Annotated in this window: 29 protein-coding genes; 12 read left to right on the forward strand and 17 right to left on the reverse strand. The window is 70.1% G+C overall.

Annotated elements, in window-relative coordinates:
* Window positions 1–31: 31 nt before the first annotated feature.
* Window positions 32–1,678 carry an electron transfer flavoprotein-ubiquinone oxidoreductase gene (locus tag P1J78_RS09845; RefSeq protein ID WP_275567174.1) on the reverse strand — a complete coding sequence of 549 codons (1,647 nt, stop codon included), beginning with the start codon at window positions 1,676–1,678 and terminating at the stop codon, window positions 32–34.
* A 253-nt stretch (window positions 1,679–1,931) separates the two neighbouring features.
* On the opposite strand from P1J78_RS09845, the gene greA reads away from it, so the two are divergent.
* From greA to P1J78_RS09865, 4 genes are read left to right on the forward strand one after another with little or no spacing between them, the layout of a single operon-like run.
* Window positions 1,932–2,402 (forward strand): transcription elongation factor GreA, encoded by a 471-nt coding sequence (gene greA / locus P1J78_RS09850; protein WP_275567175.1) that lies wholly within the window; start codon window positions 1,932–1,934, stop codon window positions 2,400–2,402.
* 22 nt (window positions 2,403–2,424) lie between these two features.
* Window positions 2,425–3,441 (forward strand): hypothetical protein, encoded by a 1,017-nt coding sequence (locus tag P1J78_RS09855; protein WP_374213231.1) that lies wholly within the window; start codon window positions 2,425–2,427, stop codon window positions 3,439–3,441.
* A gap of 4 nt (window positions 3,442–3,445) precedes the next feature.
* Entirely contained in the window at window positions 3,446–4,150 is a 705-nt protein-coding gene (locus P1J78_RS09860; RefSeq protein WP_275567176.1) for an AzlC family ABC transporter permease, read from the forward strand.
* Complete coding sequence (locus P1J78_RS09865) at window positions 4,147–4,476, forward strand: branched-chain amino acid transport AzlD family protein (RefSeq protein WP_275567177.1); 330 nt, start codon at window positions 4,147–4,149, stop codon at window positions 4,474–4,476. The genes P1J78_RS09860 and P1J78_RS09865 overlap by 4 nt, the downstream gene beginning before the upstream one ends.
* A gap of 133 nt (window positions 4,477–4,609) precedes the next feature.
* Here the strand turns inward: P1J78_RS09865 and P1J78_RS09870 are convergent, their stop codons facing one another.
* The 5 genes from P1J78_RS09870 to P1J78_RS09890 form a co-directional block, all read right to left on the reverse strand.
* On the reverse strand, window positions 4,610–5,206 hold the full coding sequence (locus P1J78_RS09870) for a hypothetical protein (protein ID WP_275567178.1): 597 nt from the start codon (window positions 5,204–5,206) through the stop codon (window positions 4,610–4,612).
* Window positions 5,207–5,229: 23 nt separating this feature from the next.
* Window positions 5,230–5,364 carry an aa3-type cytochrome c oxidase subunit IV gene (locus tag P1J78_RS09875; protein ID WP_275567179.1) on the reverse strand — a complete coding sequence of 45 codons (135 nt, stop codon included), beginning with the start codon at window positions 5,362–5,364 and terminating at the stop codon, window positions 5,230–5,232.
* Between the two features lie 94 nt (window positions 5,365–5,458).
* Window positions 5,459–5,932 carry a DUF6173 family protein gene (locus tag P1J78_RS09880; protein ID WP_275567180.1) on the reverse strand — a complete coding sequence of 158 codons (474 nt, stop codon included), beginning with the start codon at window positions 5,930–5,932 and terminating at the stop codon, window positions 5,459–5,461.
* 5 nt (window positions 5,933–5,937) lie between these two features.
* Window positions 5,938–6,978 carry an MBL fold metallo-hydrolase gene (locus P1J78_RS09885; RefSeq protein WP_275567181.1) on the reverse strand — a complete coding sequence of 347 codons (1,041 nt, stop codon included), beginning with the start codon at window positions 6,976–6,978 and terminating at the stop codon, window positions 5,938–5,940.
* The gene (locus tag P1J78_RS09890; RefSeq protein WP_275567182.1) at window positions 6,978–8,693 is read right to left on the reverse strand and encodes an acyl-CoA dehydrogenase; all 1,716 of its coding nucleotides are present in this window, start codon (window positions 8,691–8,693) and stop codon (window positions 6,978–6,980) included. Before P1J78_RS09890 ends, P1J78_RS09885 begins: the two co-directional genes overlap by 1 nt.
* Window positions 8,694–8,796: 103 nt before the next feature.
* On the opposite strand from P1J78_RS09890, the gene P1J78_RS09895 reads away from it, so the two are divergent.
* Window positions 8,797–9,732: an L-threonylcarbamoyladenylate synthase gene (locus tag P1J78_RS09895; RefSeq protein ID WP_275567183.1), complete on the forward strand. Its 936-nt coding sequence runs from the start codon at window positions 8,797–8,799 to the stop codon at window positions 9,730–9,732.
* A 111-nt stretch (window positions 9,733–9,843) separates the two neighbouring features.
* Here the strand turns inward: P1J78_RS09895 and P1J78_RS09900 are convergent, their stop codons facing one another.
* Both P1J78_RS09900 and P1J78_RS09905 read right to left on the reverse strand, forming a co-directional pair.
* Window positions 9,844–10,137 carry a DUF1330 domain-containing protein gene (locus tag P1J78_RS09900; protein ID WP_275567184.1) on the reverse strand — a complete coding sequence of 98 codons (294 nt, stop codon included), beginning with the start codon at window positions 10,135–10,137 and terminating at the stop codon, window positions 9,844–9,846.
* 149 nt (window positions 10,138–10,286) lie between these two features.
* Window positions 10,287–10,862, reverse strand: coding sequence for a YqgE/AlgH family protein (locus tag P1J78_RS09905; protein ID WP_275567185.1), 576 nt, complete (start codon window positions 10,860–10,862; stop codon window positions 10,287–10,289).
* Between the two features lie 115 nt (window positions 10,863–10,977).
* On the opposite strand from P1J78_RS09905, the gene P1J78_RS09910 reads away from it, so the two are divergent.
* Window positions 10,978–11,787, forward strand: coding sequence for a protein-disulfide reductase DsbD domain-containing protein (locus P1J78_RS09910; RefSeq protein WP_275567186.1), 810 nt, complete (start codon window positions 10,978–10,980; stop codon window positions 11,785–11,787).
* Between the two features lie 5 nt (window positions 11,788–11,792).
* Here P1J78_RS09910 and P1J78_RS09915 read toward each other — a convergent pair whose 3' ends face one another.
* The 8 genes from P1J78_RS09915 to P1J78_RS09950 all read right to left on the reverse strand — a co-directional run bounded on the left by P1J78_RS09915 (window position 11,793) and on the right by P1J78_RS09950 (window position 20,095).
* Window positions 11,793–12,089: a type II toxin-antitoxin system RelE/ParE family toxin gene (locus tag P1J78_RS09915; RefSeq protein WP_275567187.1), complete on the reverse strand. Its 297-nt coding sequence runs from the start codon at window positions 12,087–12,089 to the stop codon at window positions 11,793–11,795.
* Window positions 12,082–12,330 carry a type II toxin-antitoxin system ParD family antitoxin gene (locus P1J78_RS09920; RefSeq protein WP_275567188.1) on the reverse strand — a complete coding sequence of 83 codons (249 nt, stop codon included), beginning with the start codon at window positions 12,328–12,330 and terminating at the stop codon, window positions 12,082–12,084. The genes P1J78_RS09915 and P1J78_RS09920 overlap by 8 nt, the downstream gene beginning before the upstream one ends.
* Window positions 12,331–12,395: 65 nt before the next feature.
* Complete coding sequence (locus P1J78_RS09925) at window positions 12,396–15,818, reverse strand: efflux RND transporter permease subunit (protein WP_275567189.1); 3,423 nt, start codon at window positions 15,816–15,818, stop codon at window positions 12,396–12,398.
* Window positions 15,819–15,841: 23 nt separating this feature from the next.
* Entirely contained in the window at window positions 15,842–17,272 is a 1,431-nt protein-coding gene (locus P1J78_RS09930) for an efflux RND transporter periplasmic adaptor subunit (protein WP_309568124.1), read from the reverse strand.
* A 221-nt stretch (window positions 17,273–17,493) separates the two neighbouring features.
* Window positions 17,494–18,033, reverse strand: coding sequence for a molybdenum cofactor biosynthesis protein B (gene moaB / locus P1J78_RS09935; RefSeq protein ID WP_275567191.1), 540 nt, complete (start codon window positions 18,031–18,033; stop codon window positions 17,494–17,496).
* A complete protein-coding gene (locus P1J78_RS09940; RefSeq protein WP_275567192.1) occupies window positions 18,030–18,644 on the reverse strand; it encodes a LysE family translocator in 615 nt (204 codons plus the stop codon). Before P1J78_RS09940 ends, moaB begins: the two co-directional genes overlap by 4 nt.
* Complete coding sequence (locus P1J78_RS09945) at window positions 18,641–19,240, reverse strand: metallophosphoesterase family protein (protein WP_275567193.1); 600 nt, start codon at window positions 19,238–19,240, stop codon at window positions 18,641–18,643. The genes P1J78_RS09940 and P1J78_RS09945 overlap by 4 nt, the downstream gene beginning before the upstream one ends.
* 48 nt (window positions 19,241–19,288) lie before the next feature.
* Window positions 19,289–20,095 carry a uracil-DNA glycosylase gene (locus P1J78_RS09950; RefSeq protein ID WP_374213232.1) on the reverse strand — a complete coding sequence of 269 codons (807 nt, stop codon included), beginning with the start codon at window positions 20,093–20,095 and terminating at the stop codon, window positions 19,289–19,291.
* A 121-nt stretch (window positions 20,096–20,216) separates the two neighbouring features.
* On the opposite strand from P1J78_RS09950, the gene P1J78_RS09955 reads away from it, so the two are divergent.
* The 6 genes from P1J78_RS09955 to pyrC all read left to right on the forward strand — a co-directional run bounded on the left by P1J78_RS09955 (window position 20,217) and on the right by pyrC (window position 24,515).
* The gene (locus P1J78_RS09955) at window positions 20,217–20,576 is read left to right on the forward strand and encodes a VOC family protein (RefSeq protein ID WP_275567195.1); all 360 of its coding nucleotides are present in this window, start codon (window positions 20,217–20,219) and stop codon (window positions 20,574–20,576) included.
* A gap of 68 nt (window positions 20,577–20,644) precedes the next feature.
* Window positions 20,645–21,601, forward strand: coding sequence for an aspartate carbamoyltransferase catalytic subunit (locus P1J78_RS09960; RefSeq protein WP_275567196.1), 957 nt, complete (start codon window positions 20,645–20,647; stop codon window positions 21,599–21,601).
* Window positions 21,594–22,049, forward strand: a complete 456-nt coding sequence (locus P1J78_RS09965; protein WP_275567197.1) for a hypothetical protein — start codon at window positions 21,594–21,596, stop codon at window positions 22,047–22,049. The genes P1J78_RS09960 and P1J78_RS09965 overlap by 8 nt, the downstream gene beginning before the upstream one ends.
* Window positions 22,046–22,609 (forward strand): hypothetical protein, encoded by a 564-nt coding sequence (locus tag P1J78_RS09970; protein ID WP_275567198.1) that lies wholly within the window; start codon window positions 22,046–22,048, stop codon window positions 22,607–22,609. The genes P1J78_RS09965 and P1J78_RS09970 overlap by 4 nt, the downstream gene beginning before the upstream one ends.
* Before the next feature lie 25 nt (window positions 22,610–22,634).
* Window positions 22,635–23,225, forward strand: a complete 591-nt coding sequence (locus P1J78_RS09975) for an aspartate carbamoyltransferase catalytic subunit (RefSeq protein WP_275567199.1) — start codon at window positions 22,635–22,637, stop codon at window positions 23,223–23,225.
* A gap of 9 nt (window positions 23,226–23,234) precedes the next feature.
* Entirely contained in the window at window positions 23,235–24,515 is a 1,281-nt protein-coding gene (gene pyrC, locus P1J78_RS09980) for a dihydroorotase (RefSeq protein ID WP_275567200.1), read from the forward strand.
* Between the two features lie 75 nt (window positions 24,516–24,590).
* On the opposite strand, the gene P1J78_RS09985 is transcribed toward pyrC, so the two are convergent.
* Window positions 24,591–25,259 carry a DNA-3-methyladenine glycosylase I gene (locus P1J78_RS09985; protein WP_275567201.1) on the reverse strand — a complete coding sequence of 223 codons (669 nt, stop codon included), beginning with the start codon at window positions 25,257–25,259 and terminating at the stop codon, window positions 24,591–24,593.
* Window positions 25,260–25,286: the final 27 nt, after the last annotated feature.

Genomic DNA, 25,286 nt, shown 5'->3' on the forward strand with positions numbered 1-25,286 from the left:
ACACGCGACTGTGACCCGCGGGCAAGCGCCGTCACATGTTGGGATAGTTCGGCCCGTCCCCGCCCTGCGGCGTGACCCAGTTGATGTTCTGGCTGGGATCCTTGATGTCGCAGGTCTTGCAGTGGACGCAGTTCTGGAAGTTGATGACGAATTCCGGCTTGCCGTCCTTCTCGACCACCTCGTAGACGCCGGCCGGGCAGTAGCGTTGCGCCGGTTCGGCGTATTCGGGCAGGTTGATCTTGATCGGGACGTCCGGGTCCTTCAGCTGCAGGTGGCAGGGCTGCGATTCCTCGTGGTTGGTCATCGCGTAGCTGACATTGGTCAGGCGGTCGAAGCTGAGCTTGCCGTCGGGCTTGGGATAGTCGATGGGCGCGTAATCGGACGCCTTGCCGGTAGCGGCGGCATCGGACTTGCCGTGCTTCAAGGTGCCGAAGAGCGACACGCCGAGGAGGTTGTTGGTCCACATGTCGAAGCCCCCGATCGCCAGCGAGGCCCAGAGCCCGTATCTCGACCACATCGGTTTGACGTTGCGCACGCGGCGCAGGTCCTGGCCGACGGGGCCGGTCTTCAGCTCTTCCGCGTAGTCGTCGAGCAGGTCGCCCTCGCGCCCGGCGCCCAGCGCGGCATGCACCGCCTCGGCCGCGGCCTTGCCGGAGAGCATGGCGTTGTGGTTGCCCTTGATGCGGGGGACGTTGACGAGGCCCACGGAACAGCCCAGGAGCGCGCCGCCGGGGAAGACCGGCTTCGGCATCGACTGATAGCCGCCCTCGGTGATGGCGCGGGCGCCGTAGGCGACGCGCTTGCCGCCCGCCAGCAGGTCGGCGACCAGCGGGTGGTGCTTCATCCGCTGGAATTCCTGGTAGGGGCGCAGGTAGGGGTTGGCATAGTTCAGGTGAACCACGAAGCCGAGAAACACCTGGTTGTTCTCGGCGTGGTAGATGAACGAGCCGCCGCCGGCGTTCTTGCCCAGCGGCCAGCCCATGGTGTGGGTGACCGTACCCTCGCGGTGCTTGTCGGGGTCGACCTCCCAGATCTCCTTGATGCCGAGGCCGTATTTCTGCGGCTCGGAGTCCTTCGCCAGCTCGTATTTCGCGATCAGCTCCTTGGACAGCGAGCCGCGCACGCCCTCGGCGATCAGCACGTACTTGCCGTGCAGCTCCATGCCAGGCTCGTAGCCGTCGCCGGGGGTGCCGTCGGGGTTGCGGCCGAATTCGCCGGCGACGACGCCCTTCACCCGGTCGCCGTCATAGACGAGTTCCGAACAGGACATGCCGGGGAAGATCTCGACGCCCAGCGCCTCGGCCTGCTCGGCCATCCAGCGGCAGACATTGCCCATCGAGACGATGTAGTTGCCGTGGTTGTTCATCAGCGGCGGCATCGGCCAGTTGGGCACGCGGACCTGCCCGCCCTCGCCCAGCAGGTAGAAGTTGTCCTTTGTCACCTTGGTCTTGACCGGCGCGCCCCTGTCCTTCCAGTCCGGCATCAGCGCGTCGAGGCCGGACGGGTCCAGCACCGCCCCCGACAGGATATGCGCGCCGACCTCGGAGCCCTTTTCCAGCACCACCACCTCCAGGTCGGAGTCGAGTTGCTTCAGCCGGATCGCGGCGGACAGGCCGGCGGGGCCCGCGCCCACGATCACCACGTCGTATTCCATCGACTCGCGCTGGGTGTCGGCCATGCCTCGCGTTCCTCTCATCCCGTCAGGTCCGGACCAGAGGTAAAGAGCGCGGCGGCGGGGGTCAATCGCGACACGGGATCCTCGGGCCCGGCCCGAAAAATCCGCGGGTCCGCCCGGCCCGCGCGCCCGCCGCGGCGGCGCCCCCCCGCGCTTCGGGCGGAGGCCCGCGCAGCGGCGCGATACGCTTGACTTTCACGCCACATGCGATGAGGTAGGCGGCCAAGGCACACTCAACCCAAGACCCGTCGGACCCATGGACAAGATACCGCTGACCCGCGCGGGCCATACCGCGTTGAACGACGAACTGAAGCAGCTGAAGTCGGTGGAACGCCCCGCCGTGATCCGCGCCATCGCCGAGGCGCGCGAGCATGGCGACCTGTCCGAGAATGCCGAATACCATGCCGCGCGCGAGAAGCAGGGCTTCATCGAGACGCGAATCAAGGAGCTGGAGGCGATCATCGGCCGCGCCGACGTGATCGACCCCGAGAAGATGTCGGGCTCGATCAAGTTCGGCGCCACGGTGGAGCTGGTGGACGAGGACACCGACGAGGAACGGACCTATCAGATCGTCGGCGAGCCCGAGGCGGACATCACCAACGGCAAGCTCAACATCGCCTCGCCGCTGGCCCGCGCCCTGATCGGCAAGGAGGAGGGCGACAGCGTCGAGGTGCGCACGCCCGGTGGCGAGAAGAGCTATGAAGTCCTGAGCGTCGCGTACAAGTAGGCGGTTTCCGCCCCCTTCCGGCATGGCCCTGTTCCGCAAAAACACCACCTCCCGCGCCGACCGCGAGGCCCGGCGCACGCCGCCGGGCGCGACCGAGGTCGTCGCGGTCGTGCTGTCGGTGATGTGGGTCGCGGGCGTGGGGCTGTTCTTTCTGTTCATGGACGAGCCGGGCGGGATGAACGCCGACACGCTGGGCTTCGTGATCACGCTGATCGCCGTCTTCATGCCGGTGGCGATGCTCGGGGTCGCCGCCGCGGCGGCGCGGTCCGGCCGGATCATGCGCGAGGAATCGGCGCGGCTGCAGGCGGCCATCGACGCGATCCGGCAGAGCTATCTGCAGACCGCCTATCCCGGCGGCGCGGTGCGGCCGACGGTGGAACAGAAGCTGGAAGAGATCGCGCGCACCGCCCGCAAGACCGAGACGGCGCTGACCACCTTCACCTCGATCCGCCAGCCGGTGGAGGGGCGCCCGCCGGTGCCCGTGCCGCCACTGGTCGCGCCCGGCGCGGAGCCCTCGGACGACCAGGCGACGCTGGCGCTCGGCACGCCGGCCGAGGCGCTGTCGGACCCGGTGCCGACGGCGGACTTCCTGCGCGCGCTGAACTTCCCGGAGAACGGCGAGGACAAGGAGGGCTTCCGCGCCCTGCGCCGGGCGCTGCACGACCGGCAGACGGCCCAGCTGATCACCGCGGCGCAGGACGTCCTCAGCCTTCTGGCCGAGGAAGGCATCTATATGGACGACCTGTCGCCCGACCGCGCCCGCCCCGAGGTCTGGCGCCGTTTCGCCAAGGGCGAGCGGGGGCGCGCCGTGGCCGGGCTGGGCGGCATCCGTGACCGCTCGTCGCTGGCGCTGGCGGCCGGGCGGATGCGCCAGGATCCGAAGTTCCGCGAGGCGGTCCATATCTTCCTGCGCCGCTTCGACGACATGCTGATGGGGTTCGAGCCCACCGCCACCGACGCCGAGATGGCGGAACTGGGCGGCACGCGGACGGCGCGGGCCTTCATGCTGCTCGGCCGCGTCGCCGGCGCCTTCGCCTGATCCCGTGCGGTACGGCGTCCGATCCGCCTATTGGCGCGGCTTCCGCGCCGGCGTACCGTTCCTGGTGGTGCTGATCCCCTTCGCGATGGTGTTCGGCGTGGTGGCGACCGAGGCGGGGCTGTCGGTGGCCGAGGTGATGGGGTTTTCGGTGCTGGTGATCGCGGGGGCGTCGCAGATCACCGCGCTGCAGCTGATGCAGGAGAACGCGCCGACGGTGATCGTGCTGGCGGCGGCGCTGGCGGTGAACCTGCGGATGGCGATGTATTCCGCGGCGCTGGTGCCGCATCTTGGGCCCGCGCCGCTGCGGCAGCGGTTGCTGATCTCGTATTTCAACGTCGACCAGACCTTCGCGCTGGCCAATGCCGAATACGAGCGGCACCCGGACCTGTCGGTGCCCGAGCGGGTGGCCTATTTCCTCGGCGCCTCCACGCCGGTCTGCCCGCCGTGGTATCTGTTCACCCTGGCCGGCGCGCTGGTGGGCACGCGCATCCCGCCGGGGTTCGCGCTGGACTTCGCGGTGCCCATCGCCTTCCTGTCGATCATCGCGCCGTCGCTGCGGACGCCCGCGCATCTGGCCGCCGCCTTCACCTCGATCGTCGCGGCGCTGGCGCTGGCCTGGATGCCGTCGGGCCTCGGCGTGATCGTGGCGGGGCTGATCGCGATGATGGTCGGGGCGCGGGTCGAACTCTGGCTGGAGGCGCGGAAATGACCGACGATCCCGTTACCGTCTGGACGATCATCGTGCTGCTGGGCCTCGGCACCTTCCTGATCCGGTTCTCGTTTCTGGGGATCATCGGCGACCGCAAGCTGCCCGCCTGGATCCTGCGCCACCTGCGCTACACGCCGGTCGCGGTGCTGCCCGGCCTCGTCGCGCCGCTGGTGATCTGGCCCGCGGCGACGGGCGGCCAGCCCGACCTGCCCCGCATCTCGGCCGCCGTCGCGGCGCTGGCCACGGGCTACCTGACGAAAAGCTTCCTGGCCGCCTTCGCCACCGGCGCCGTCACGCTCTACGCCCTGCTCTACCTGACGGGATAGGCACCGCCCCGCAGCTTCTTCTCGTTGCAAATACGCTAAAGGGGGGGGGCGCCATTTTCGCGCCATTGGTCCGAGAGACCATGCCGGCGGGGGCTGGCCCCCGGCGGATCGGACCGCAAAGCGGTCCGAGGCCTCAAAGAACCGCGGGCGCGCGGATGTAGTCGTTGTTCGCCGGCGAGTTGTCGCGGAACACGTCCTTTTCCACCGACGGCAGCGTGTCGAAATACTTCATCACCGCGATCGGGCTGAACCCCGTCGGCACGCCCTCGAATCCCGGCAGCTCGCTCAGCACCGAGGTCGTCGCCACAGCGCAATACGCCTTGGGCACGGCGCCATAGGCCTGGATCTTCCGCAGCGCCGCCTCGGCCACCTCGGGCGGCACCTGCACCTCCTGGCTGACGACATGCCAGGTGACCCGGGCGTGGTATTCCTTGTAGAACTGGTACGCCTTCTCGGACATGCCGTAGATGACGTCGTTCCGCTCCGGCAGCGCGGGATGCTGGAAGGTGCCGGCGGGGTCGAAGATCGCGCGGTGCGAGCCGTTGACCAGCAGCGCCGAATGCCCGCCCGAGCCGTTCTTGTTCGACACCACCGTGACCAGCGTGATCGACGGCGGACCGTTATGGCGGTAGAGGGCGCGCTGGACCTCTTCCTCGGGCGCCCAGACCGGTTCGGCGCCGCAGGCGGCCAGCGCCAGCGGCAGCATCAGAAGGAAAAGTATCCGCCGCATGGCCCGCTCCCCCGTCCCGGCCCCTAGCCGTTGATCATCGCCAGAAGGACGAGGAAGACGATGATGATGACGGCGGACCAGGCGACCGTCTTCACGAAGCCTTCGAAGGTCTTCTCCTGGGTGGTGATGTCCATCTCGCCATGCTTGTGCTCGGCCATGTCGCAAGTCCCGTTGCGGTGTCTGTCGGACCGGGTCTTAGACGATTCCGCCCCCCCTGTCACGCGGCCGCACGCCGCATGCGGGCCGGGACCGTCAGCCGCCCTCGCCGCCCTTTTCCAGATCGGCCGTCAGGCGAAAGCCGATGCGCCGTGGCGCGTCCTCGGCCCGGGGCTTGGGCACCGCGCGCAGCAGCACGTTCAGCTGGCTGACATGCTGGATCAGCTGGTTCTTCCCGCCCGCCGGGTCGGAGCCGTAGAAGGTCACGATATCGGGGTCGAAATAGCCGACCCCCTCGATCCGGATCACCCCGGCGTCGGCGCCGGTGAAGCCCATCGCGACCTCGTGCTCGTTGTCGAGCTGCTGCTCGAAGTTCCGGATGTAGAGCACCAGCCGTTCATAGGCCCATTGCGCCGCGCTTTTCGCGGCCAGCGGCTTGCGCGCGACGCCCTCGGGCACCTCCAGCGCGGCGCTGCGGGCCTCGGCCTCGGGGTCGGCGTGGACGGCGTGGGCGCGGGGCATGGCGTGGTTCTCGCCCGCCTCCGCGGCGGTGTGAATCTCGTGTTCCATGGCGCTCAGCCTATGCGCTGCCACAGCCAGGCGCCATCCTCGCGTCGCCAGCGCCGCACGCGGCCCAGGTTCAGCAGGTGGTTCAGGTGTGCCACCGCCTCGACCAGCGCCATGCCATAGATCGCCTCGGTGATCCGTGCGCGGAACAGCACCGGGAAGCAGTCGGCGGCGACCTTCGGCTCGGCCAGGAACTCTTCCAGCCGGTCCAGCGCCTCGTGGTGGTTGTCGATCAGCTGCCGCATCCGCGTGGGCAGGCCGGTGAAGGGCAGCTTGTGGCCCGGCAGGACAAGCTGGTCGTCGGTGGCGTAGGGGCGCAGGCGCTCGCAGGCGTCCAGCCATTCGGCGACCGGGTCGGCCTCGGGCTCGGTCGCGTAGACGCCGAGATTGGGCGAGATCGACGCCAGGAGCTGGTCGCCGCCGATCACCACCGCGCCGTCGCGCGCCCACAGCGTAGCGTGTTCCGGCGCGTGGCCGTCGCCCATCCGCACGTCCCAGTCGCGGCCGCCCAGCCGGATCAGGTCGCCTTCCTTGATCCGGCGGAAGCCCAGCGGCATCGGCGCCACCACGTCGGAGAAATTCATCGGCCGCGCGTCGCGGCGCTGTTCGTAAAGCTCGGGATCCATCCCGGCGCTGCGCCAGTAGGCCAGCGTTTCCGAGGTCGGCACCGCCTGTTCGTCCAGAACCAGCATCCGTGCGGTCAGCCAGGCGGTGCGGGTGGTGATCAGCTCGGTCCCGAACTCGGTCTGGAACCAGCCCGCGAGCCCGATATGGTCGGGGTGGTGATGCGTCACCAGCAGGCGCTTGACGGGTCGCCCGCCCAGCGGACCGGCCATCGCCGCGTGCCACATCTCCTGCGTCGTGTCGTTGCAGAATCCGGTGTCGACGACGGTCCAGCCGTCGGCGTCCTCCAGCGCATAGACGTTGACATGGTCCAGCTTCATCGGCAGCGGGAAGCGCAGCCACAGGAGCCCCTCGGCCACCGCGACCGCCTCCCCCGGCGCCGGCGGATCCTCGAACGGAAAGCGGAGAGGCGCGGCGCCGTCCATCACACCGCGAGCGCCTCGGGCGTCATGTCGTAGAGCCCGTCGTTGCCCTGCCGCGCCTGGGCGCAGAGCGACAGGTGGTCGGGCAGCAGGCGGCGGATGTGGAACGCCGCCAGCGCGGTGCGGTCGCCGGTGCCGCCCTCGGCCACGGCGCCCTTCAGCAGGTAATGCGCCCCCAGCACCCGGGCAAAGGCGCGCAGGAAGGGCACGGCGACGCCGAAGCGGTCGGCGGGCGGCAGCGCCGCCAGTGCCTCGGTCGTCTCGCGCAGGGTTTCGGCGGCATCCCAGACGGCCTGGGCCAGCTCGGGCAGGGTGCCGCGCGCGGCCTCGGCGGCGGCCTCCACCTCGTCCAGCAGGCGATGGGCGGCTTCGCCCCCGTCGGCCATCTTGCGGCCCACGAGATCCATCGCCTGGATGCCGTTGGTGCCCTCGTAGATCGCCGTGACGCGCACGTCGCGGGCGTATTGGGCGGCGCCCGTCTCCTCGATGTAGCCCATGCCGCCATGCACCTGCACGCCGGTTTCGGCGACGAGGATGCCGGTGTCGGTGCCATAGGCCTTGGTGATCGGGGTCAGCAGCGCGGCGCGGGCTTTCCAGTCGGCCTCGCCCGTGGCGTTGCCCATGTCGATGGCGACCGCGTTGGCCAGCGCGATGGCGCGGGCGGCGGCGGTTTCGGCCTTCATCACCATCAGCATCCGGCGCACGTCGGCATGGTCGAAGATCGTGCCGGTGCCGTTCTCCACAGGCGCGCGGCCCTGCCTGCGCTCCAGCGCGTAGGCGAGCGCCTTCTGCGTGGCCGCCTCGGCGACCGAGATGCCCTGCACGCCGACGCCGAGGCGGGCGTTGTTCATCATCGTGAACATCGCCGCCATGCCGCCCTGTTCCGGCCCGATCAGCCAGCCGGTGGCGCCGTCATACTGCATCACGCAGGTGGGCGAGCCGTGCAGGCCGGTCTTATGTTCCAGGCTGACCGCCTTCAGGTCGTTGCGCTGTCCCGGTTCGCCGGTCTCGTCGGGGAGGAACTTCGGCACGAGGAACAGGCTGATCCCCTTGGTCCCCGGCGGCGCGTCGGGCAGGCGGGCGAGGACCAGGTGGCAGACATTCGCGGCAAAGTCGTTGTCGCCCCAGGAGATATAGATCTTCTGGCCGGTGATCGCGTAGCTGCCGTCGCCGTTCGGCTCCGCCTTGGAGCGCAGCGCGCCGACGTCGGAGCCCGCCTGCGGTTCGGTCAGGTTCATCGTGCCGCACCACTCGCCGCTGACGAGCTTGGGCAGGTAGAGCGCCCTGATCTCGTCGGAGGCATGGTGTTCCAGCGCCTCGATCTGGCCCTGGGTCATCAGCGGGTTGAGCTGCAGCGCCAGGCAGGCGGAGCCCAGCATCTCGTTGACGGCCGTGGTCAGGGTCAGGGGCAGGCCCATGCCGCCATGGTCGGGATCGGCGCTGATCGAGACCCAGCCGCCCTCTGCGATCGCGCGGTAGCCCCTGTCGAAGCCGGGCGAGGTGCGCACGACGCCGTTCTCCAGCGTGGCGGGGTGCAGGTCGCCCTCGCGCTGGAGCGGGGCCAGGACCTCCTCGCACATGCGGCCGGCCTCTGTCAGGATGGCGTCGACGGTGTCGGGCGTCGCCTCGGCGAAACGGTCGGTCGCGGCGACGGCGTCGAAGCCCACGACGTTGTCGAACAGGAACCGAAAGTCCGCCACTGGCGCGCGATATCCCATCTTCACCCCTCCCGGCTTGGCAGCGGGCGCCTGGCTCGCTACATCGCGGAAAGCCTAGCACGGGCCAAACGGCCGTCACCACCAAGGACGCTGCGTCACGCCTATGTCAGAGACCGAGCACCTGCAAGCCGACACGGCCGGGCTGAACCGCGCCGCGGAACTGTTACGGACCGGCAAGCTCGTCGCCTTTCCCACCGAAACCGTCTATGGGCTGGGCGCGGACGCGACGCGGGATATCTGCGTGGCGCGGATCTACGACGCCAAGCGGCGGCCGCGGTTCAACCCCTTGATCATCCACGTGCCGGACGTGGCCACGGCGCGCGAGATCGCGTCGTTCGACGAGGCCGCCGACCGGCTGGCGGGCGCGTTCTGGCCGGGCGCGCTGACGCTGGTGCTGCCGTTGCTGTCGTCGTCGCGGATCGCGCCGCTGGCGGTGGCGGGGCAGAAGACGGTGGCGGTGCGGGTGCCCGATCACCCGCTGGCGCGCGAGCTTCTGGCGCGCGCCGACCGGCCGATCGCGGCGCCCTCGGCCAACCCCTCGGGGCGGGTGAGCCCGACCACGGCCGAGCACGTGCTGGAGGGGCTGGGCGGCCGCATCGCCGCGGTGCTGGACGGCGGCGCCTGCCCGGTGGGGGTGGAATCGACTATCGTCGCCACGGGTCCGACGCCGCGGCTTCTGCGCCCCGGCGGGCTGCCGTCCGACGTGCTGCAGGCCTGCCTGGGCGCGCCGCTGGAGGCGGCAGACGGCGCGGTGACGGCACCGGGGCAGCAGAGATCGCATTATGCCCCCGACGCGGCGATCCGGCTGGACGCGACCGAGGCGCGCGAGGGCGAGCGGCTGCTGGGCTTCGGCGACATGGAGTGCGACGTGAACCTGTCGCGCTCGGGCGACATGGTGGAGGCGGCGGCGACCCTGTTCCGGGCGCTGCACGACCTGGATTCCGCCGGCGGCCGGATCGCGGTGGCCCCGATCCCGGACGAAGGGCTGGGCCAGGCGATCAACGACCGGCTGCGGCGCGCGGCGGCGCCCCGCAAGTAACAGATTTTTCTAGAAAAATCTGCCCGGCACGATCTTCTAGAAGATCGTGCCCGCTCGGGTTGGCCCGCGGGGGCCTTCAGGATTGCAACGGGGGGCGCTGAGCGCGCGCCCTCAGTCCAGCCCGTCCACGAGGATCGACTCGAGGGTCGAGCCGGACCGCCGCAGAACGGCGAGCGACTGGAATTCGGCGGAATTCCAGAAGGACAGCGCGTGATCGCGGTTCGGGAACTCGATGACGAAAGCGGCGTCCGGGAGCGGGGCACTTCCCTCCATGCGGGCGGGTTCGCCGCCGCGGACCCTGAAGGTTCCCTGGTGCCGGGTCACCAACGCGGGGATGCTGGCGAAGTATTCCTCCATCCAGTCCCGGTTGTGAATTGCCATCTGGCCAATGATGAATGCCGTCACCTGCACCTCCCCCGCCGCGAACGCGCGCGCGTCGGCAGGGTATGGCGCCCGGTCTCATCCGGCAACACTGGCCCCATGGCGGCCCGACGTCCTGGCGCCGCGCGCATCCGTCGCCGAGGGGCGATTAATCTCGGCCAGACGTTGGCCGGTCAGGCCCGCCCGGCCTCCGCCGAGAGCAGCAGTGGGTCGATGCCCAGCGAGGCCAGCGCGGCGGCCCATTTGCCGCCGTCATCCGGCGCAAAGACGATCTCGGGCGAGGCATCGCAAGTCAGCCAGCCGTTCTGGTGGATCTCGTCCTCCAGCTGCCCCGGCCCCCAGCCCGAATAGCCCAGCGCCAGAATCCGCTGCTCCGGCCCGCTGCCGGAGGCCATGTCCTGCAGGATGTCCAGCGTCGCGGTCATGCCGAACCGGTCGTCGACCCGTAGCGTCGAGGACTGCGTCGCGTAGTCCCCGCTGTGCAGCACGAAGCCGCGCCCGTGTTCCACCGGCCCGCCGAAATGCACATGCACCCCGCGCGAGCCCTCGCCGCGCGGAATCTCCAGCTGCTCCAGCAGGTCGTCCATCTCCAGCCCCGGCGCGGGCTTGTTGACGATCAGCCCCATCGAGCCGTCGTCGGAATGGGCGCACATGAACACCACGCTCTTTTCGAAGCGCGGGTCGCCCATTCCGGGCATCGCGATCAGCAGCTTGCCGCTCAGATCGGTGAAGTCGCCGTCGGGAACCATGGCCGCATCATCCGCGGATTCGCGCGCGGGCCGCAAGTGGGGGAATTACCACAGGGCCGCCGGCATCGCCGGAATGTGATTTCCGGATTCGCCAGTGATGCTTAGATTGGCGCCGATGCTCAGGACGCTCTTCATATCCGCATGTCTGGCCCTGGGGCTGGCGCAGACCGCCCCGGCCGGGGGCAACCCGTTCGGCGCCGCCCCGGCCGATGTCTCGATCCTGCCCGGCTGGCGCACGCCCGACGGCACGCATATCACCGCGCTGCGTGTCCGGCTGGCGCCCGGGTGGAAGACCTACTGGCGCGCGCCGGGCGACGCGGGCATTCCGCCGCGCTTCGACTGGCAGGGCTCGCGCAACCTGGCCTCGGTCGACTTCCACTGGCCCGTGCCGCATGTATTCGAACAGAACGGGCTGCGGACGGTGGGCTACAAGGACGAGTTGATCCTGCCGATCGAGCTGACACCGCGCGTGGCCGGCGACGAGATCGAGCTGCGCGCTGCGGTGGAGCTTGGCGTCTGCCAGGACATCTGCATGCCGATGTCGGTGAACGTGCGGGCCGATCTGAGCCCGTGGGGCCAGTCCGACGCCCGCATCCGCGCGGCCCTCGCCGACCGGCCGTTCAGCGCGGGCGAGGCGGGGCTGAGCGCCGCGCGCTGCAAGGTCGAGCCGATCGACGACGGCCTGCGGGTCACGGCCACGCTGCGCCTGCCGGCCCTGGGCCCGGGGGAGGTGGCCGTCTTCGAGCATCCCGATCAGCGCATCTGGGTCGCCGAGGCCGACACCCGCCGCAGCGGCGGCACGCTGACCGCGGTGACCGAGATGGTGCCGCCGGCGGGCCGGCCGTTCTCGCTCGACCGATCGCAGGTGCGGATCACGGTTCTGGGCGACGGCCAGGCGGTGGACATCCACGGCTGCACCGGCTGAGGCGCTCAGTCCGACAGCATCCCCATCCAGTCGCGGCGGGCGTGGAGGATACGGATCAGCTCGATCCCGTCCTCGATCGGACGATAGATAATGATGTGGCTTTCCGCCGGCAGCATCCGCAGATCGGGGCGGCTCGGCAGACGGGCGGTTCCGATGAGAGGTGAACGCGCGAGGCGCGACAGCTTCCGCTCGATCCGGTCCAGGTAGCGCACCGCGCGCTCGGCCGACGAGTCGGCTTCGATATAGAGATAGATCGAGACAAGGTCTTCGCGGGCTTCCGGCCTGCGAACGACCCTAGCCAATCGGGCTGCGACGCCGCGCTTCCGCGACGATCTCGCTCATCGGCTCCAACGGCTCCGCCGGCCCGCTGGCCAGCCCCTTGTCGATTTCCGCCTCCAGCTCAGCCAAGGCCTGCCGGCGGTCCTGGTCGCGGCGGATCAGGTCGCGGACATAGTCGCTTGCATTGGCGTAGCGGCCGGTTTCGGCCTGGGCCTCGACCCATTCCTTCATCGCGTCGGGCAGCGAGACGTTCATAGTGGCCATGGCGCACCTCCGTTCTTGGCAAGGATTGCCAAAATCCAACGACCCATGCAACCCCGGGGCGGGTTTCACCCCGCCGCCGGTTTGCGCCGCCCGAACAGCGAGACCAGGACCGCGGCCACGACATAGACCGCCAGTACCAGCACCGCCGTCCCGGCCAAAAACAGCGCGAGCGCAAGGCCCATCGGGGCGCCGGTGTCCGCGTCTGCCTCCTCCCACGGCAGGGCCGCCTGCACCGGCCCCGGCAATGTCCCCTCCACGATCACCCAGCCCAGCGTGACGGCGAACAGGCCGGCCACCGCCACGCCCGTCAGCACCGCTGCCGCCGTCACGCCGCGCCCGTGCCGCGGCCCGCGCAGCGCGCGTTTCAGCGCCCGGACCTGGCGGGCCACGTCCTGCTGCATCGCCATCAGCGCAGGTACGACCATCAGCACAAGCACCATGCCGAAGCCCAGCCCGTAGACAAGCGTGATGACGGTGGGCTTGAGGAACTGCGCGTCCTGCGAGCCCTCGTAGAGCAGCGGCGCGAGGCCAAGAACGGTGGTCGCCGTCGTCAGCATCACCGCCCGCAGGCGGTCGCAGGCGCCGTCGACGATGGCAGGGAACAGCCCGCGCTCGGCGGCGTAGTCGTCCACGGTCGTCACCAGCACGATGGAGTCGTTGATGATGATCCCGGTCATGCCGATCAGCCCGACGACCGAGAACATCGACAGCGGTACGTCCCAGACGAGGTGCCCCCAGAACGCGCCGATCAGGCCGAAGGGGATGATCGACATCACCACGATGGGCCGGGTCCACGACCCGAAGATCCAGGCCAGCACCAGGTAGATGCCCAGCATGCACATCAGGAACCCGTCGCGGGCGTCGTTCAGGAACTCGTTCTCCTGCTCCGACAGGCCCGACATCTGCCAGCTGATGCCGTATTGCTCCTCCAGCCCCGGCAGGATCGCCTCTTCCAGCTGGGTCATGATCTCGGTGGCGCGGGCCGGGTCGTCCTCGCTGAGGTCGCCGTTGACGGAGACCAGCCGCAGGCCGTTCTCGCGCCGCACGGTCGAGAAGCCCGCCTGCCGGTCGACCGTGACGATGTCGGACAAGGGCACGTATTCGCCGGCGGCGGTGCGCATCCGCGTGCGGTCGAGGAAGTCGGCCGTCAGCTCGCCCGCAGGCAGTTCCACGCGGATCGACGCGGTGCGCGGGCCGTCGGGATAGGTCGCCGCCTCGATCCCGTTCAGCCGGTTGCGCAGCACGCGGCCCAGCTCGTCGATGGTGAAGCCCAGCGCCTGGCCCTGCGGCGTCAGCTCCAGCACCAGTTCTTCCTTGTCGTAGGAAAGCGAATCCTCCAGCGCCGAGACCTCGGGGAACTGCGACAGCTGCGCCTTCAGCGTCTCGGCCGCCTCCTTCAGCACGTCCGCCGAGGCGCCGTAAAGCTCCACGTCCAGCGCGTCGCCGCCCGGCCCGCCGCGCCAGCCGCGGAACGAGACGGTTTCGGCCAGCGGGTGATCCTGCACCTCCTCCTGCAGCATGGCGACGAACTGGAACGAGGAATAGGGCCGCTCGTCGGCGCCGATCAGCTCGATGGCGATGGAGCCGAGCTGGTAGTCCTCCTTGGTGTCGGTGCCCGACAGGCCGCGGCCGGTATTGCCGCCGATCTCGGCGATGACATAGCTCAGCGGGTTGGTGCCGTGCTCTTCCTCCAGCCGCGAGGCGACGGCGTCTGTGGCGCGCTGCAGCTCGCGCATCATCTCGATCGTGTCCTCGCGCGTGGCGCCGGGCGCCATGGCGAAGTTGCCCGAGACCGAGCCCTGTTCCGGCGAGTTGAAGAACCGCCACTGCAGATCGCCGGTGATGAACGATCCGATCTGCATCGCCAGCAGCACGACGGCGGCCGCCAGCACCGGGTAGCGCGCCCAGACCACGAAGCGCATCCAGCGGCGGAAGATCACCTCGCGGAACCAGCGGAAGCCGCGGTTCACCACGCGGCTGGGCAGGTCGTACCAGTGGGCCTTCGACGAATGCGCGATGGAATGGGCCATGTGGTTGGGCAGGATCAGGAAACACTCGGCCAGCGAGGCCAGCAGCACGACGATCACGGTGAACGGAATGTCGGCGATCATGTCGCCGAACCGCCCGCCGATGGCCACCAGCCCGAAGAAGGCGATGACGGTGGTGACGGTCGAGGAGAAGACCGGCGGGAACATCCGCCGCGCGGCGTTCTCCGCCGCCTCGGTCGGGGTCTCGTCGGTGCGGCGGGCGCGGTGGTCGGCGTGTTCGCCCACGACGATGGCATCGTCCACCACGATGCCCAGCGTGATGATCAGCGCAAACAGCGAGATCATGTTCAGCGTCAGCCCGAAGGCGTACATCATCGCGATGGCCGTGGTCATCGCCACCGGGATGCCGGCCGCCACCCAGAAGGCGGTGCGCGCGTTCAGGAACAGAAACAGCAGGACCAGCACCAGGCCCAGCCCCACCAGCCCGTTGTCCAGAAGGATATTCAGCCGGTTGGTGATCGCCTCCGCCCGGGTGCGGATCAGGTCGATATGCACCCCCTCGGGCAGGGTCAGCTCCATCTCGGCGGCGACCTCCTCCACCTGCCGCTGGATGGCGATGGCGTCGCCGCGGTCGGAGCGGTCGACCTGGATGGTGATCGCCGGGTGCTCGCCCACGTAATAGGCCCGGTCGCGGTCGATGCCGCCGACGATCACGGTGGCCACGTCGCCGATGGTCAGCTCCGACCGGTCCTCGTAGGTGCGCAGGACGATGTCCGCGATCTGGTCGGCGCCGGTCTTGGCGACGCCGGTGCGGACGCGGGCGTTGGCGCCGTCCACGTCGCCGGCGGGGTCGGCCTCGGCCTCGGCGGCGATGGCGTCGGCGATCTCGCGCATGGTGATGTCATGCTCGATCAGCGACATCGTGGGCACTTCGACCACCGTCTCCGGCGCCGCGACGCCGCGGATCGTGGTCCGGGTGACGCCCTCGGCGAACAGCCGGGTGACGAACTCGTCGGCGAAGCGGCCCAGCTGGTCCACGCCCACAGGCCCGGTGATCACCACGTCGGTCACGCGGTCCCACCAGCCGCCGCGTGTCACGCGCGGATCCTCGGCGTCCTCGGGCAGGTTGGTGACGGAATCCACCGCCGTCTCGACATCGTCGGCGGCGCGCGACATGTCCCAGCCGGGCTCGAACTCCAGCTCGAAGCGCGCGCTGCCCTCGCGGCTGACCGCCTCGGTCGCCGTCACCCCCTCGACGCCGAGCAAAACGGGCTCCAGCACCTGCACGATGGCGCGGTCCACGTCCTCGGCCCCCGCGCCGTCCCAGCTGACCGAGATGTCGATCTCGTCGATGACGATGTCCGGGAAGAACTGCGCCCGCATCCGCGGGAAGGACAGGATGCCGGCGGCGATCAGCAGCACCAGCAGCAGGTTCGCCGCCGTCGCGTGGCGGGTGAAATACGACAGAATACCGCCCATCCGGGCGAAGCGGTCAGCCATGGCACGCCCCCGGCCGCATCGCCTCAGCCGCCCATCCGCGATTCGATCCGCTCGACCATGGTGGCCGGGACCATCGGTTCGGCCAGCTGCGCCAGCACCCGTTCCTTGGCGTCCTCCGGCATCGACTGGTTCGATTCGATGAAGGCCACCAGCCGCGCGCGCCGTTCGCTGGACAGCTCGACCATGGCGGAGACGTCCGGCTCGTCGGTCGCGTCAGTGGCGGCCGATGGGTTGCTGGGCCGCACCTTGATGCCCTCGCCCAGCAGCGGCGAGCGTTCCGAGACCACGGCGCGGCCCTGCAGCCCCGCGCCCCGCACGATCACGTCGTCGCCCTGCCGGCGCAGCAGCGTGACCTGCGCCACCTCCAGCCGGTCGTCCTCGCCCACCACCAGCACGGTGTTCGCGGCGTCCAGCGCGGTGGACGGCAGCACCGCGACGTTGTCGAGCGGCGGCTCCTCGATCCGCACGGTCACGAAGTCGCCGGGGCGAAAGCCGCGGGTCTGGCCGAGCCGCGCGAAGATCTGCCGCCCGGTCTGGCCGCTGCCGACGGCGGCGCTTTCGCGGCTGATCGTGCCTTCGGTGACGAGGTTGGTGCCCAGCACGTCGAGCGACACCGCGACGGGCGCCTCGATCAGGTCGCCGTCTTCGTCCAGAAGCCGGGCGTATTCGGTGGTGGAGACACGAAAGGCGACCTCCAGCAGGTCGGGATCCACCAGGTTCGCGATCTGCTCGTTGTTCTGCACCAGCCGCCCCTCGACGACGGTCACGTCGGACAGGGTGCCGGAGAACTCGGCGTGAAGCTCGGTATCCTCCAGCGCGCGCTCCGCCTCGGCCAGGGCGATCTTCTGGCGGGCGACGGCGTTCTGCGCCTGGTCCACCCGCGCCTCGGCATCGGCCAGCGACTGGCGGCGCGACAGCACCGCCTGCTTCGCCGCCGCCTCGGCCAGCGCGGCGGCCTCGACGGACGACTCGGTGCCCAGCCCGCGCTCCGACAGCGACCGGGCGCGGGCCAGCGCCTGGGTGCGCAGCTGCGCCTGTTCCTCGGCCGAGGCCAGGTCGTCGCGCGCGATCTCCAGCGCCCGGCGCGCATCGCGCAGCTCGGCCTCCGCCTCGTTCAGATCGGTGCGCGCCACTTCCAGCGCGGCCTCGGCATTGGTCGGGTCGATCCGCAGCAGCAGGTCGCCGGCCTCGACGGTGCCGCCCTCCTCGAACGCCTCGGCCAGTTCCTCGACCGTGCCCGAGGCCGTCGCCCGCACCTCCAGCGTCCGGCGCGAGCGCACCTCGCCGAAAGAGGTCATCACCGGCGCCACCGTCTCGGGCGCGTAGGTGACGACGTTGACGGCAAAGACCCGTTCGCGCGCGGGGCGCGACGGCTCTTCCCGGCTCCAGACGGATTCCAGCGCGCCATAGACCGTCTGCCCGGCATAGGCGAGCAGGCCGAGCGTGACGGACATCAGAAACAGCCCGACCAGAGTGCGACGAAGAAAACGCATAACCGCGAGGATCACCTCAGACGTAACAGGCACTTAAGATAGGCGCGGCGCACGAAACCGCCAAGCCACATCGTCGTTACGTGCGAAAGCGCGTATTCCGTCGAAAAAATGTCGGTGTCCTAAGAAACCCGGGCGCCGCCCCGAACCTTGCCCTGCCCGTGGTGCCACACCAGGCCCGCCCCCTACTTCCGCCGCATATGCTCGTCCAGCCGCGGCATGATCTCGACGAAGTTGCAGGGCGCGTGGCGATAGTCGAACTGCGCCTTCAGGATCTCGTCCCAGGCATCCTTGCAGGCCCCGGGCGAGCCGGGCAGCGCGAAGAGATAGGTGCCGTGCGCCACCCCGCCGGTCGCCCGGCTCTGCACCGCGCTGGTGCCGATCTTCTGCATCGACACCATGGTGAATACGGTCCCGAAAGCGTCGATCTCCTTTTCATAGACGTCGCGATGCGCTTCGACCGTCACGTCGCGGCCGGTCAGCCCGGTGCCGCCGGTGGAGATCACCGCGTCGATGCCGGGATCGTGGCACCAGCTGCGCAGCTGTCCCGCGATCTCCGCCCGCTCGTCCGGCACGATCTCGCGCGCGGCGACGACATGGCCCGCCGCCTCGATCCGCTCGACCAGCACGTTGCCCGACCGGTCGTCGGCCTCGGTCCGTGTGTCCGACACCGTCATCACCGCGATCCGCACCGGGACGAATTCCTTGCTCTCGTCGATACTCATGCCCGCTCCATCACTGCCAATCGCACCGCCAGCGCCGCGAAGATGCCCGCACTGACCCATCCGAGACCGCGCGCGACGCGGCCCGAGCGCGCCAACCGCCGCCCGATCCCGCCGGCGAAGACGCCCGCCAGCCCGTTCACCACGAAGCCGCCCAGCGCCAGCACCGCCGCGAAGGTCAGGAACTGCGGCAGCACCGCGCCCGCGGGGTCCACGAACTGCGGCACGAAGGCCAGCACGAAGAGGATCACCTTGGGGTTCGTCAGGTTCACCACCAGCGCCTCGCGGAACGCCCGCCCCGACCGCTCGGGCACCGCGCCGCGGACCGGCCCCGCGCGCAGGGTCTGCACCGCCAGCCACAGAAGATACGCCACCCCCGCCCAGCGGATTGCGTCGAACAGCCAGGGCGACGCCGCCACCAGCGCCCCCAGCCCCAGCCCGGCCAGAAGCCCGTGCGTCAGCACGCCCAGCGCCACGCCGCCGCTCGCCGCCCAGGCCGCCGCCGGCCCGCGGCGCAGCCCCTGCCCGATGCAGACCATCATGTCCGCCCCCGGCGTCAGGTTCAGCGCCAGCGCCGCCGGGACGAAGGCCAGAAGGACCAGCGGATCGATCACGCCGCGACCTCGAACCACACCGGACGCGGGCCGAGGTTCACCACCCGCGTCGTCCCGATGGTCCCCTCCTGCCCCCAGCTGTCGTGGATGTGGCCGCAGAGCGCCAGCTTCGGCCGGATCCGCTCGACCGCCTCGCGGATCGCGACCGAGCCCACGGACTGCCCGCCCGAGGTCACGTCGGCCACGCCCTTCGGCGGCGAATGCGTCACCAGGATGTCGGCCCCGGCGCAACCCGCCAGCATCGCGGCCGCCTCTTCCTCCGGCAGATCGCAGGACCACGCCCCGAACGGCGTCACCGGCACGCCATAGCCGAGCCCGAAGATCCGCAGCCCGGCGATATCGCAGCCCTCGCCGTGCAGCACCTGCGTCCCGGCATGGGCCGCCTCGCGCAGTTCGTCGGCGCTCTCGGCATTGCCCGGCACCGCGACCATCGGCGCGACGATCCCGGTCAGCAGGTTCATCGCCTCGGGCAGCGCCTGCCGCATGTTGCAGAAATCGCCCGCCCCGATCACCAGCTCCGCCTCGGCGCTGGCCGCCACGATCGCCTCGGCGCGGCCCCGCGCGTGGTGCAGATCGGAAAACGCCAGAATCCTCATGCCCCGCCCCCCGGCTTCATCTTGGAAAAAATTCTCAGATTCCGGCGATCACACATCGCGCGGCCCCCGGAGTTTCGCCTGCAGCATCAACAGGTCGTGCCACGCCTCGCGCTTGGCATGCGGACTGCGCAGCAGGTAGGCCGGGTGGAACATCGGCAGCGCCGGGCGGCCCAGCACCTCGGTCCAGTGGCCGCGCAGCCGGGTGATCCCCTTGCGGCCCAGAAGCCCCTGGCACGAGATATTGCCCATCAGGACCAGAACCTCCGGCGCGGCCAGTTCCACGTGACGCGCGACGAAGGGCATCAGCATGCCGATCTCCTCGGCCGTGGGCGCGCGGTTCTGCGGCGGGCGCCAGGGCAGGATGTTGGTGATATAGACCGTCCGCTCGGCATCCGGGTGGTCGCGGCCCAGGCCGATGGCGTCGAGCATCCGGTCCAGGAGCCGCCCGGCCCGGCCGACAAAGGGTTTACCCTGGATGTCCTCGTCGCGTCCCGGCGCCTCGCCGATGATCATCACCCGGGCCACCGGGTTGCCGTCGGAGAAGACGGTGTTCCGCGCGCCCCGCTTCAGCTCGCAGAAGTCGTAGGCCGCGATCGCGTCGCGCAGCGCCTCCAGCGTCTCCGCCCCCGCCGCCGCGGCGCGGGCCGCCGCCACCGGGTCCTCGGCCGTGACCTGAGGGGGCGCCGGTGCGGGCCCGGCCGCCGGTTCGGGGGGCGGCGGCGCGGGGGCCGGCTCGGGCGCTGCCTTCGCCGCCTCGTAGCGGTTCTGCGGCGTCTCGCAGATGGCCTCGGTCACGCCCAGTTCGACCTGCCATTCCAGAAGCGCCCGCAGCGCGTTATGATCGAGCGATTCCACCTGCATGGCGCCATGCTAACGCGGATCGGCGGGGGCGGAAACGGCCCGCGGGGGAACAGGGACCGGCAATGCAACGTTGAACCTGTGCGACGGCACATCACGGCAGGAAAGGACCCCAAGGATGATCGCGATCCGCTACATCGTCCGGGACGCAGAGACCGCGGCCGAGTTCTACAGGAGCTATCTCGAGTTCGACCAGGACACGACATCGCCCGGATTCGCGAAACTGACCCGGGGCGACCTGACGCTCGTGCTGAGCGAACCGGGCGCCGGCGGCGGCGGCAATGCCGGCGGCACGCCCGAGCCGGGCGGCTGGAACCGGTTCCTGCTGCAGACCGACGACCTCGACGGCGTCGTGAAGCGGCTGCACCAGTTCGGGGCGCAGTTCCGCGGCGACGTCACCGAAGGCAAGGGCGGCCGGCAAGTGGTGGTCGAAGATCCCTCGGGCAACCCGATCGAGCTGTTCGAGCCGTTCGCCTGACCGGCCCCGCGCCTTGCCGCGGCGGCCCCGGCTTTCTATAAGGCGCCAGAGCATCGCCGGGGCGCCGCATGACCTTTCACCAGAAACACCTCCTCGGGATCGAGGGCCTGCACCCCGAGGAAATCCGCACGCTCTTGGACCTGTCGGAAACCTATGTCGACCTGAACCGCGCCGCGTCCAAGCATTCCGACGTGCTGGCGGGACTCACCCAGATCAACATGTTCTTCGAGGCGTCGACCCGCACCCAGGCGTCGTTCGAGATCGCGGGGATGCGGCTGGGTGCCGACGTGATGAACATGGCGATGCAGGCCTCGTCGATCAAAAAGGGCGAGACGCTGATCGACACGGCGCTGACCCTGAATGCCATGCATCCCGACCTTCTGGTGGTCCGCCACCCGCATTCCGGCGCGGTGAACCTCCTGGCCGAGAAGGTGAACGCCGCCGTGCTGAACGCCGGCGACGGGCGGCACGAACATCCGACGCAGGCGCTCCTGGATGCGCTGACGATCCGCTACGCCAAGGGCCGGCTGCACCGGCTGAGCGTGGCGATCTGCGGCGACATCGCGCATTCCCGCGTCGCGCGCTCGAACATCCTGCTTCTGGGCAAGATGGAGAACCGCGTGCGGCTGATCGGGCCGCCCACGCTGATGCCCTCGAAGATCGAGGAATTCGGCGTCGAAGTGTTCGACGACATGGAAGAGGGCCTGCGCGACGCCGACGTGGTGATGATGCTGCGGCTGCAGCGCGAGCGGATGGACGGCGGGTTCATTCCCTCGGAGCGCGAGTACTACCACCGCTACGGGCTGGACGCCGAGAAGCTGGCCTTCGCCAAACCGGACGCCATCGTGATGCATCCCGGCCCGATGAACCGCGGCGTGGAGATCGACGGAACCATCGCCGACGACATCAACCGCTCGGTCATCCAGGACCAGGTCGAGATGGGCGTGGCCGTGCGCATGGCGGCGATGGATCTTCTGGCGCGCAACCTGCGCGCGGCGCGGGAACGGGAGAGGGCCGATGCCTGACGGCGGCAACAGCACCCCCGCGGCCCCGCTGCGCGAGGACGAGGAGGTGCTGCACAGGTTCCACGCCGACCGCGCGGCCTATCTGCGCGACAATGCCTGGATGGCGGCCATCGCCATGGCGGGCGGGATGCTGGTGCTCTGGCTGATGGGCAACCCGCATGTCTGGACCGGCGCCGTGGGCGGTCTGGCGGCGATCGGGCTGCGCGGCTGGTACATGGCGTCCGAGGAGCTCGCCGCGCGCTGGGACCTGACCGACCGCCGCCTGCTGGGCCCCGGCGGGCGCGTCGTGCGGCTGGCCGAGATCGTGAAGCTCCGGACCCTGGCAAGTACCGTGCAGGTGGTCACCGCCGCCGGCGACAAGCACCTCCTGAAGTACCAGGGCGACCGCGACGAGACGCTGCGTCGCCTGCGCGCCGCCGTCGCCCGCGCCGGAGGACAGGCCGAATGATCGACCCGCTGCAGATCCCCGCCGGCGAGCGCGAGGTGGTCCGTGTCTTCGCGCTGGATCTGTCCGCCACCGAGGCGGAGGCGCTGGCCGAATCGCCGCAGTCCAACGGCGCGCCCTCGCCGCTGGCGCAGCTTCTGGGGATCGACCACCTGGAGCGCGATCATGTCGAGATCTTCCCCGCCTCCGACCTGACCGGCGTGGGCCTGCCCGGCTACCTGACCGAGGGGCTGGGGATCGACGAGGTGGACGTGGAGGTCGACCGCGAGAAGCTGGAGGCCGAGACCGGTTACATCGTGATCCTGCATTCGCGCGCCTTCGGCGGGGTCAAGACCCGGCTGACCCCCGAGACGCCGCTGCACCTGCTGGGCGTCTATCGCCTCGCCCAGCCGGCGACGCCCGGCCCGATGCCGAAGGCGGATGCCGGGGCCGAGGCCGAGCCGGCCGCGCCTTTGCAATCCCCGCCGCCCCGCCTGCCCCGGACGCTGGCCCTGATCGTCCTGCTGGCTGCCGCCGTCCTCGCCCTCGGGCTCGCCTATCTGTTCGGCGGGCGCGGACCCTGACACCCATGCGCACGGACCCGAAGACATGAGCGACCTGTCCGACGACGCCCCGGTCCCCGCCCGCGACGCCCCGGTCGACAAGACCGCGGCCGACCCGGTCCCCGCCGGCTGGGAGGGCATCCTGGACGCGGGCGAGCGCATCCTGTGGCAGGGGCGCCCCGGCACCTCGGTGGTCTGGAAGGCGTCGCATATCCTCACCTCGCTGTTCGGCGTGGTCTTCGCGGGCTTCGCCGTCTTCTGGATGGTCATGGCCTCGCAGGCGCCGGGCGGGTTCTGGATGTTCGGGCTGATCCACTTCGCCGTCGGCGTCGGCCTCGCCATCGGCCCGCCGGTCTGGTCCGCCTGGACGCGCCGGCACACCTGGTACACGCTGACCGATCGCCGCGCCTTCATCGCCACCGACCTGCCCCTGCAGGGCCGCAAGCTGAAGAGCTACGAGATCGGCCCGGACACCACGATCGACTACGAGGCGGGCGAGCGCAGCAACATCTATTTCGCCCACGAGTACAAGCGCACCAAGAACGGCTCGCGCCGCGTGCCCATCGGCTTCGAGCGCATCCCGGACGGGGCCGAGGTCTATCGGCTGATCCGGCAGGTGCAGTCCCGCAAGGCCTGAAGGAAAGACATGAGCGACACGCTCCTCACCAACGCCCGGCTGATCGACCCCGAGGCCGGAACGGAAACCGACGGCGCGCTGCTGATCTCCGGCGGGCTCATCGCGCGGGTTTTCGCGGGGCCGCCGCCGGCAGATACGGGCGCCGCGGTCGTCGACTGCCGCGGCAAATGCCTCGCCCCCGGGATCGTCGATCTCGGCGTGAAGATCTGCGAACCCGGCGAACGCCACAAGGAAAGCTTCCGCTCCGCCGGCCGGGCGGCCGCGGCGGGCGGCGTGACCACGATGATCACCCGCCCCGACACGCTGCCGGCCATCGACTCGCCCGAGCAGCTGGAATTCGTCTCGCGCCGCGCGGCCGAGGCGGCGCCGGTGCGCATCCACCCGATGGCCGCGCTGACCAAGGGCCGGCAGGGGCGCGAGATGGTCGAGATCGGGTTTCTGCAGGACGCGGGCGCCGTGGCCTTCACCGACGCCGACGCGGTCGTGACCGACACCAAGGTGTTCTCGCGCTGCCTGACCTATGCCCGGGCGCTCGGCGCGCTGGTGATCGCGCATCCGCAGGAGCCGGGGCTGACCGGGGGCGCGGCCGCGACCTCGGGCAAGTTCGCCTCGCTGCGCGGCATTCCCGCCGTCTCGCCGATGGCCGAGCGGATGGGGCTGGAGCGCGACCTCGCGCTGGTGGAGATGACGCGCGCCCGCTACCACGCCGACAACCTGTCCACCGCCGCGGCCCTGCCCGCGCTGGAGCGGGCCAAGGCGGCGGGGCTGGACGTGACCGCGGGCGTCAACGTGCATCACCTGACGCTGAACGCGCTGGACGTGGGCGACTACCGCACCTTCTTCAAGATCAAGCCGCCGCTCCGGGACGAGGATGACCGGCTGGCGATGATCGAGGCGGTGGGCGCGGGGCTGATCGACGTGATCTCCTCGATGCACACGCCGCAGGACGAGGAATCCAAGCGCCTGCCCTTCGAGGAGGCGGCCTCCGGCGCGGTCGCGCTGCAGACCCTGCTGCCCGCCGCGCTGCGGCTGTACCACGCCGGGCAGCTCACGCTGCCGCAGCTGTTCCGGGCGATGGCGTTGACCCCGGCGCAGCGGCTGGGCCTGCCGGCCGGGCGCCTGTCCGAGAGCGCCCCGGCGGACCTCGTGCTGTTCGATCCCGACGCCCCGTTCGTGCTGGACCGGTTCAAGCTGGAGTCGAAGTCAAAGAACACGCCGTTCGACGGGGCGCGGATGGAGGGCAAGGTGTTGAAGACCTGGGTCGGCGGGCGCGAGGTGTTCGCCGCCTGACCGTTCTCCTTGAAAGAGAACGGCCCGGATCGTTACCAACGATCCGGATCGGAATATTTCAAATATTCCGACGCCTTACCCCACGCTCATCGCCAGCACGCGGCTGATCTCCGTCAGCGACCGCCCCGACTCCGCGCGCCAGGTATCGAACGCCGCTTGCACCTTGCCCATCGCGCCCTTCGAGGTCGGCGCCTTGTCCACCACGCCCTCGGCCACCAGCCGCGCCACCACGTCCCGCGACGGGATGAACCCGTCGCGCCCCATGAAGCGCAGCGCGTAGGCCCCGGTATTCCCGCCCAGCCGGTTGCCCCTGGTCTTCAAAAGCTCCAGCAGTCCGACATAGTCCTCCGACGGCCAATGCGCGAAACAGGCCGCCGCCGAACCGTGCTCCGCCGCCAGGTCCTGCAGCAGGACCGCATTGTCCCGCACCGACTGGATCTTCGCCCCGTGCCGCACGATCCGCGTATCCTGCAGCAAGTCGTCCAGCCAGTCGCCGTCCATCATGGCGCAGCGGCCCACGTCGAAGCCGTGGAACGCGGCCTCGAACCCGTCCCATTTCGCGTCGATGACCTTCCAGTTGAAGCCGGACTTGAAGATCATCTCGGCGAACCGTGCCAGCCAGCGGTCGTCCGGCACCCGGGCCAGCTCCTCCGCCGGTACCGGCCGCTCCAGAAGCGCCTCCAGCGCCTCCGGCCCGCCCTTCCGGTCGGCGGCGATCGCATAGATGTCCTCGAAGTTCCGCATGGCGCGGATCAGATACCGGCCGCGACG

Source organism: Psychromarinibacter sediminicola (assembly GCF_029168335.1).
In the GTDB taxonomy this organism is placed as follows: domain Bacteria; phylum Pseudomonadota; class Alphaproteobacteria; order Rhodobacterales; family Rhodobacteraceae; genus Psychromarinibacter; species Psychromarinibacter sediminicola.

What these genes read in the sequence shown, in the direction of transcription:
- P1J78_RS09875 (WP_275567179.1), bottom strand. Translation starts at nt 5,364, where the DNA reads ATGGCCGAGCACAAGCATGGCGAGATGGACATCACCACCCAGGAGAAG.
- P1J78_RS09885 (WP_275567181.1), bottom strand. Translation starts at nt 6,978, where the DNA reads ATGGACGGCGCCGCGCCTCTCCGCTTTCCGTTCGAGGATCCGCCGGCG.
- moaB (WP_275567191.1), bottom strand. Translation starts at nt 18,033, where the DNA reads ATGAGTATCGACGAGAGCAAGGAATTCGTCCCGGTGCGGATCGCGGTG.
- P1J78_RS09975 (WP_275567199.1), top strand. Translation starts at nt 22,635, where the DNA reads ATGAGCGACCTGTCCGACGACGCCCCGGTCCCCGCCCGCGACGCCCCG.
- P1J78_RS09925 (WP_275567189.1), bottom strand. Translation starts at nt 15,818, where the DNA reads ATGGCTGACCGCTTCGCCCGGATGGGCGGTATTCTGTCGTATTTCACC.
- P1J78_RS09970 (WP_275567198.1), top strand. Translation starts at nt 22,046, where the DNA reads ATGATCGACCCGCTGCAGATCCCCGCCGGCGAGCGCGAGGTGGTCCGT.
- P1J78_RS09855 (WP_374213231.1), top strand. Translation starts at nt 2,425, where the DNA reads ATGGCCCTGTTCCGCAAAAACACCACCTCCCGCGCCGACCGCGAGGCC.
- P1J78_RS09920 (WP_275567188.1), bottom strand. Translation starts at nt 12,330, where the DNA reads ATGGCCACTATGAACGTCTCGCTGCCCGACGCGATGAAGGAATGGGTC.
- pyrC (WP_275567200.1), top strand. Translation starts at nt 23,235, where the DNA reads ATGAGCGACACGCTCCTCACCAACGCCCGGCTGATCGACCCCGAGGCC.
- P1J78_RS09865 (WP_275567177.1), top strand. Translation starts at nt 4,147, where the DNA reads ATGACCGACGATCCCGTTACCGTCTGGACGATCATCGTGCTGCTGGGC.
- greA (WP_275567175.1), top strand. Translation starts at nt 1,932, where the DNA reads ATGGACAAGATACCGCTGACCCGCGCGGGCCATACCGCGTTGAACGAC.
- P1J78_RS09930 (WP_309568124.1), bottom strand. Translation starts at nt 17,272, where the DNA reads ATGTCCGTCACGCTCGGCCTGCTCGCCTATGCCGGGCAGACGGTCTAT.
- P1J78_RS09845 (WP_275567174.1), bottom strand. Translation starts at nt 1,678, where the DNA reads ATGGCCGACACCCAGCGCGAGTCGATGGAATACGACGTGGTGATCGTG.
- P1J78_RS09895 (WP_275567183.1), top strand. Translation starts at nt 8,797, where the DNA reads ATGTCAGAGACCGAGCACCTGCAAGCCGACACGGCCGGGCTGAACCGC.
- P1J78_RS09890 (WP_275567182.1), bottom strand. Translation starts at nt 8,693, where the DNA reads ATGGGATATCGCGCGCCAGTGGCGGACTTTCGGTTCCTGTTCGACAAC.
- P1J78_RS09870 (WP_275567178.1), bottom strand. Translation starts at nt 5,206, where the DNA reads ATGCGGCGGATACTTTTCCTTCTGATGCTGCCGCTGGCGCTGGCCGCC.
- P1J78_RS09880 (WP_275567180.1), bottom strand. Translation starts at nt 5,932, where the DNA reads ATGGAACACGAGATTCACACCGCCGCGGAGGCGGGCGAGAACCACGCC.
- P1J78_RS09965 (WP_275567197.1), top strand. Translation starts at nt 21,594, where the DNA reads ATGCCTGACGGCGGCAACAGCACCCCCGCGGCCCCGCTGCGCGAGGAC.
- P1J78_RS09905 (WP_275567185.1), bottom strand. Translation starts at nt 10,862, where the DNA reads ATGGTTCCCGACGGCGACTTCACCGATCTGAGCGGCAAGCTGCTGATC.
- P1J78_RS09910 (WP_275567186.1), top strand. Translation starts at nt 10,978, where the DNA reads ATGCTCAGGACGCTCTTCATATCCGCATGTCTGGCCCTGGGGCTGGCG.
- P1J78_RS09985 (WP_275567201.1), bottom strand. Translation starts at nt 25,259, where the DNA reads ATGCGGAACTTCGAGGACATCTATGCGATCGCCGCCGACCGGAAGGGC.
- P1J78_RS09955 (WP_275567195.1), top strand. Translation starts at nt 20,217, where the DNA reads ATGATCGCGATCCGCTACATCGTCCGGGACGCAGAGACCGCGGCCGAG.
- P1J78_RS09945 (WP_275567193.1), bottom strand. Translation starts at nt 19,240, where the DNA reads ATGAGGATTCTGGCGTTTTCCGATCTGCACCACGCGCGGGGCCGCGCC.
- P1J78_RS09960 (WP_275567196.1), top strand. Translation starts at nt 20,645, where the DNA reads ATGACCTTTCACCAGAAACACCTCCTCGGGATCGAGGGCCTGCACCCC.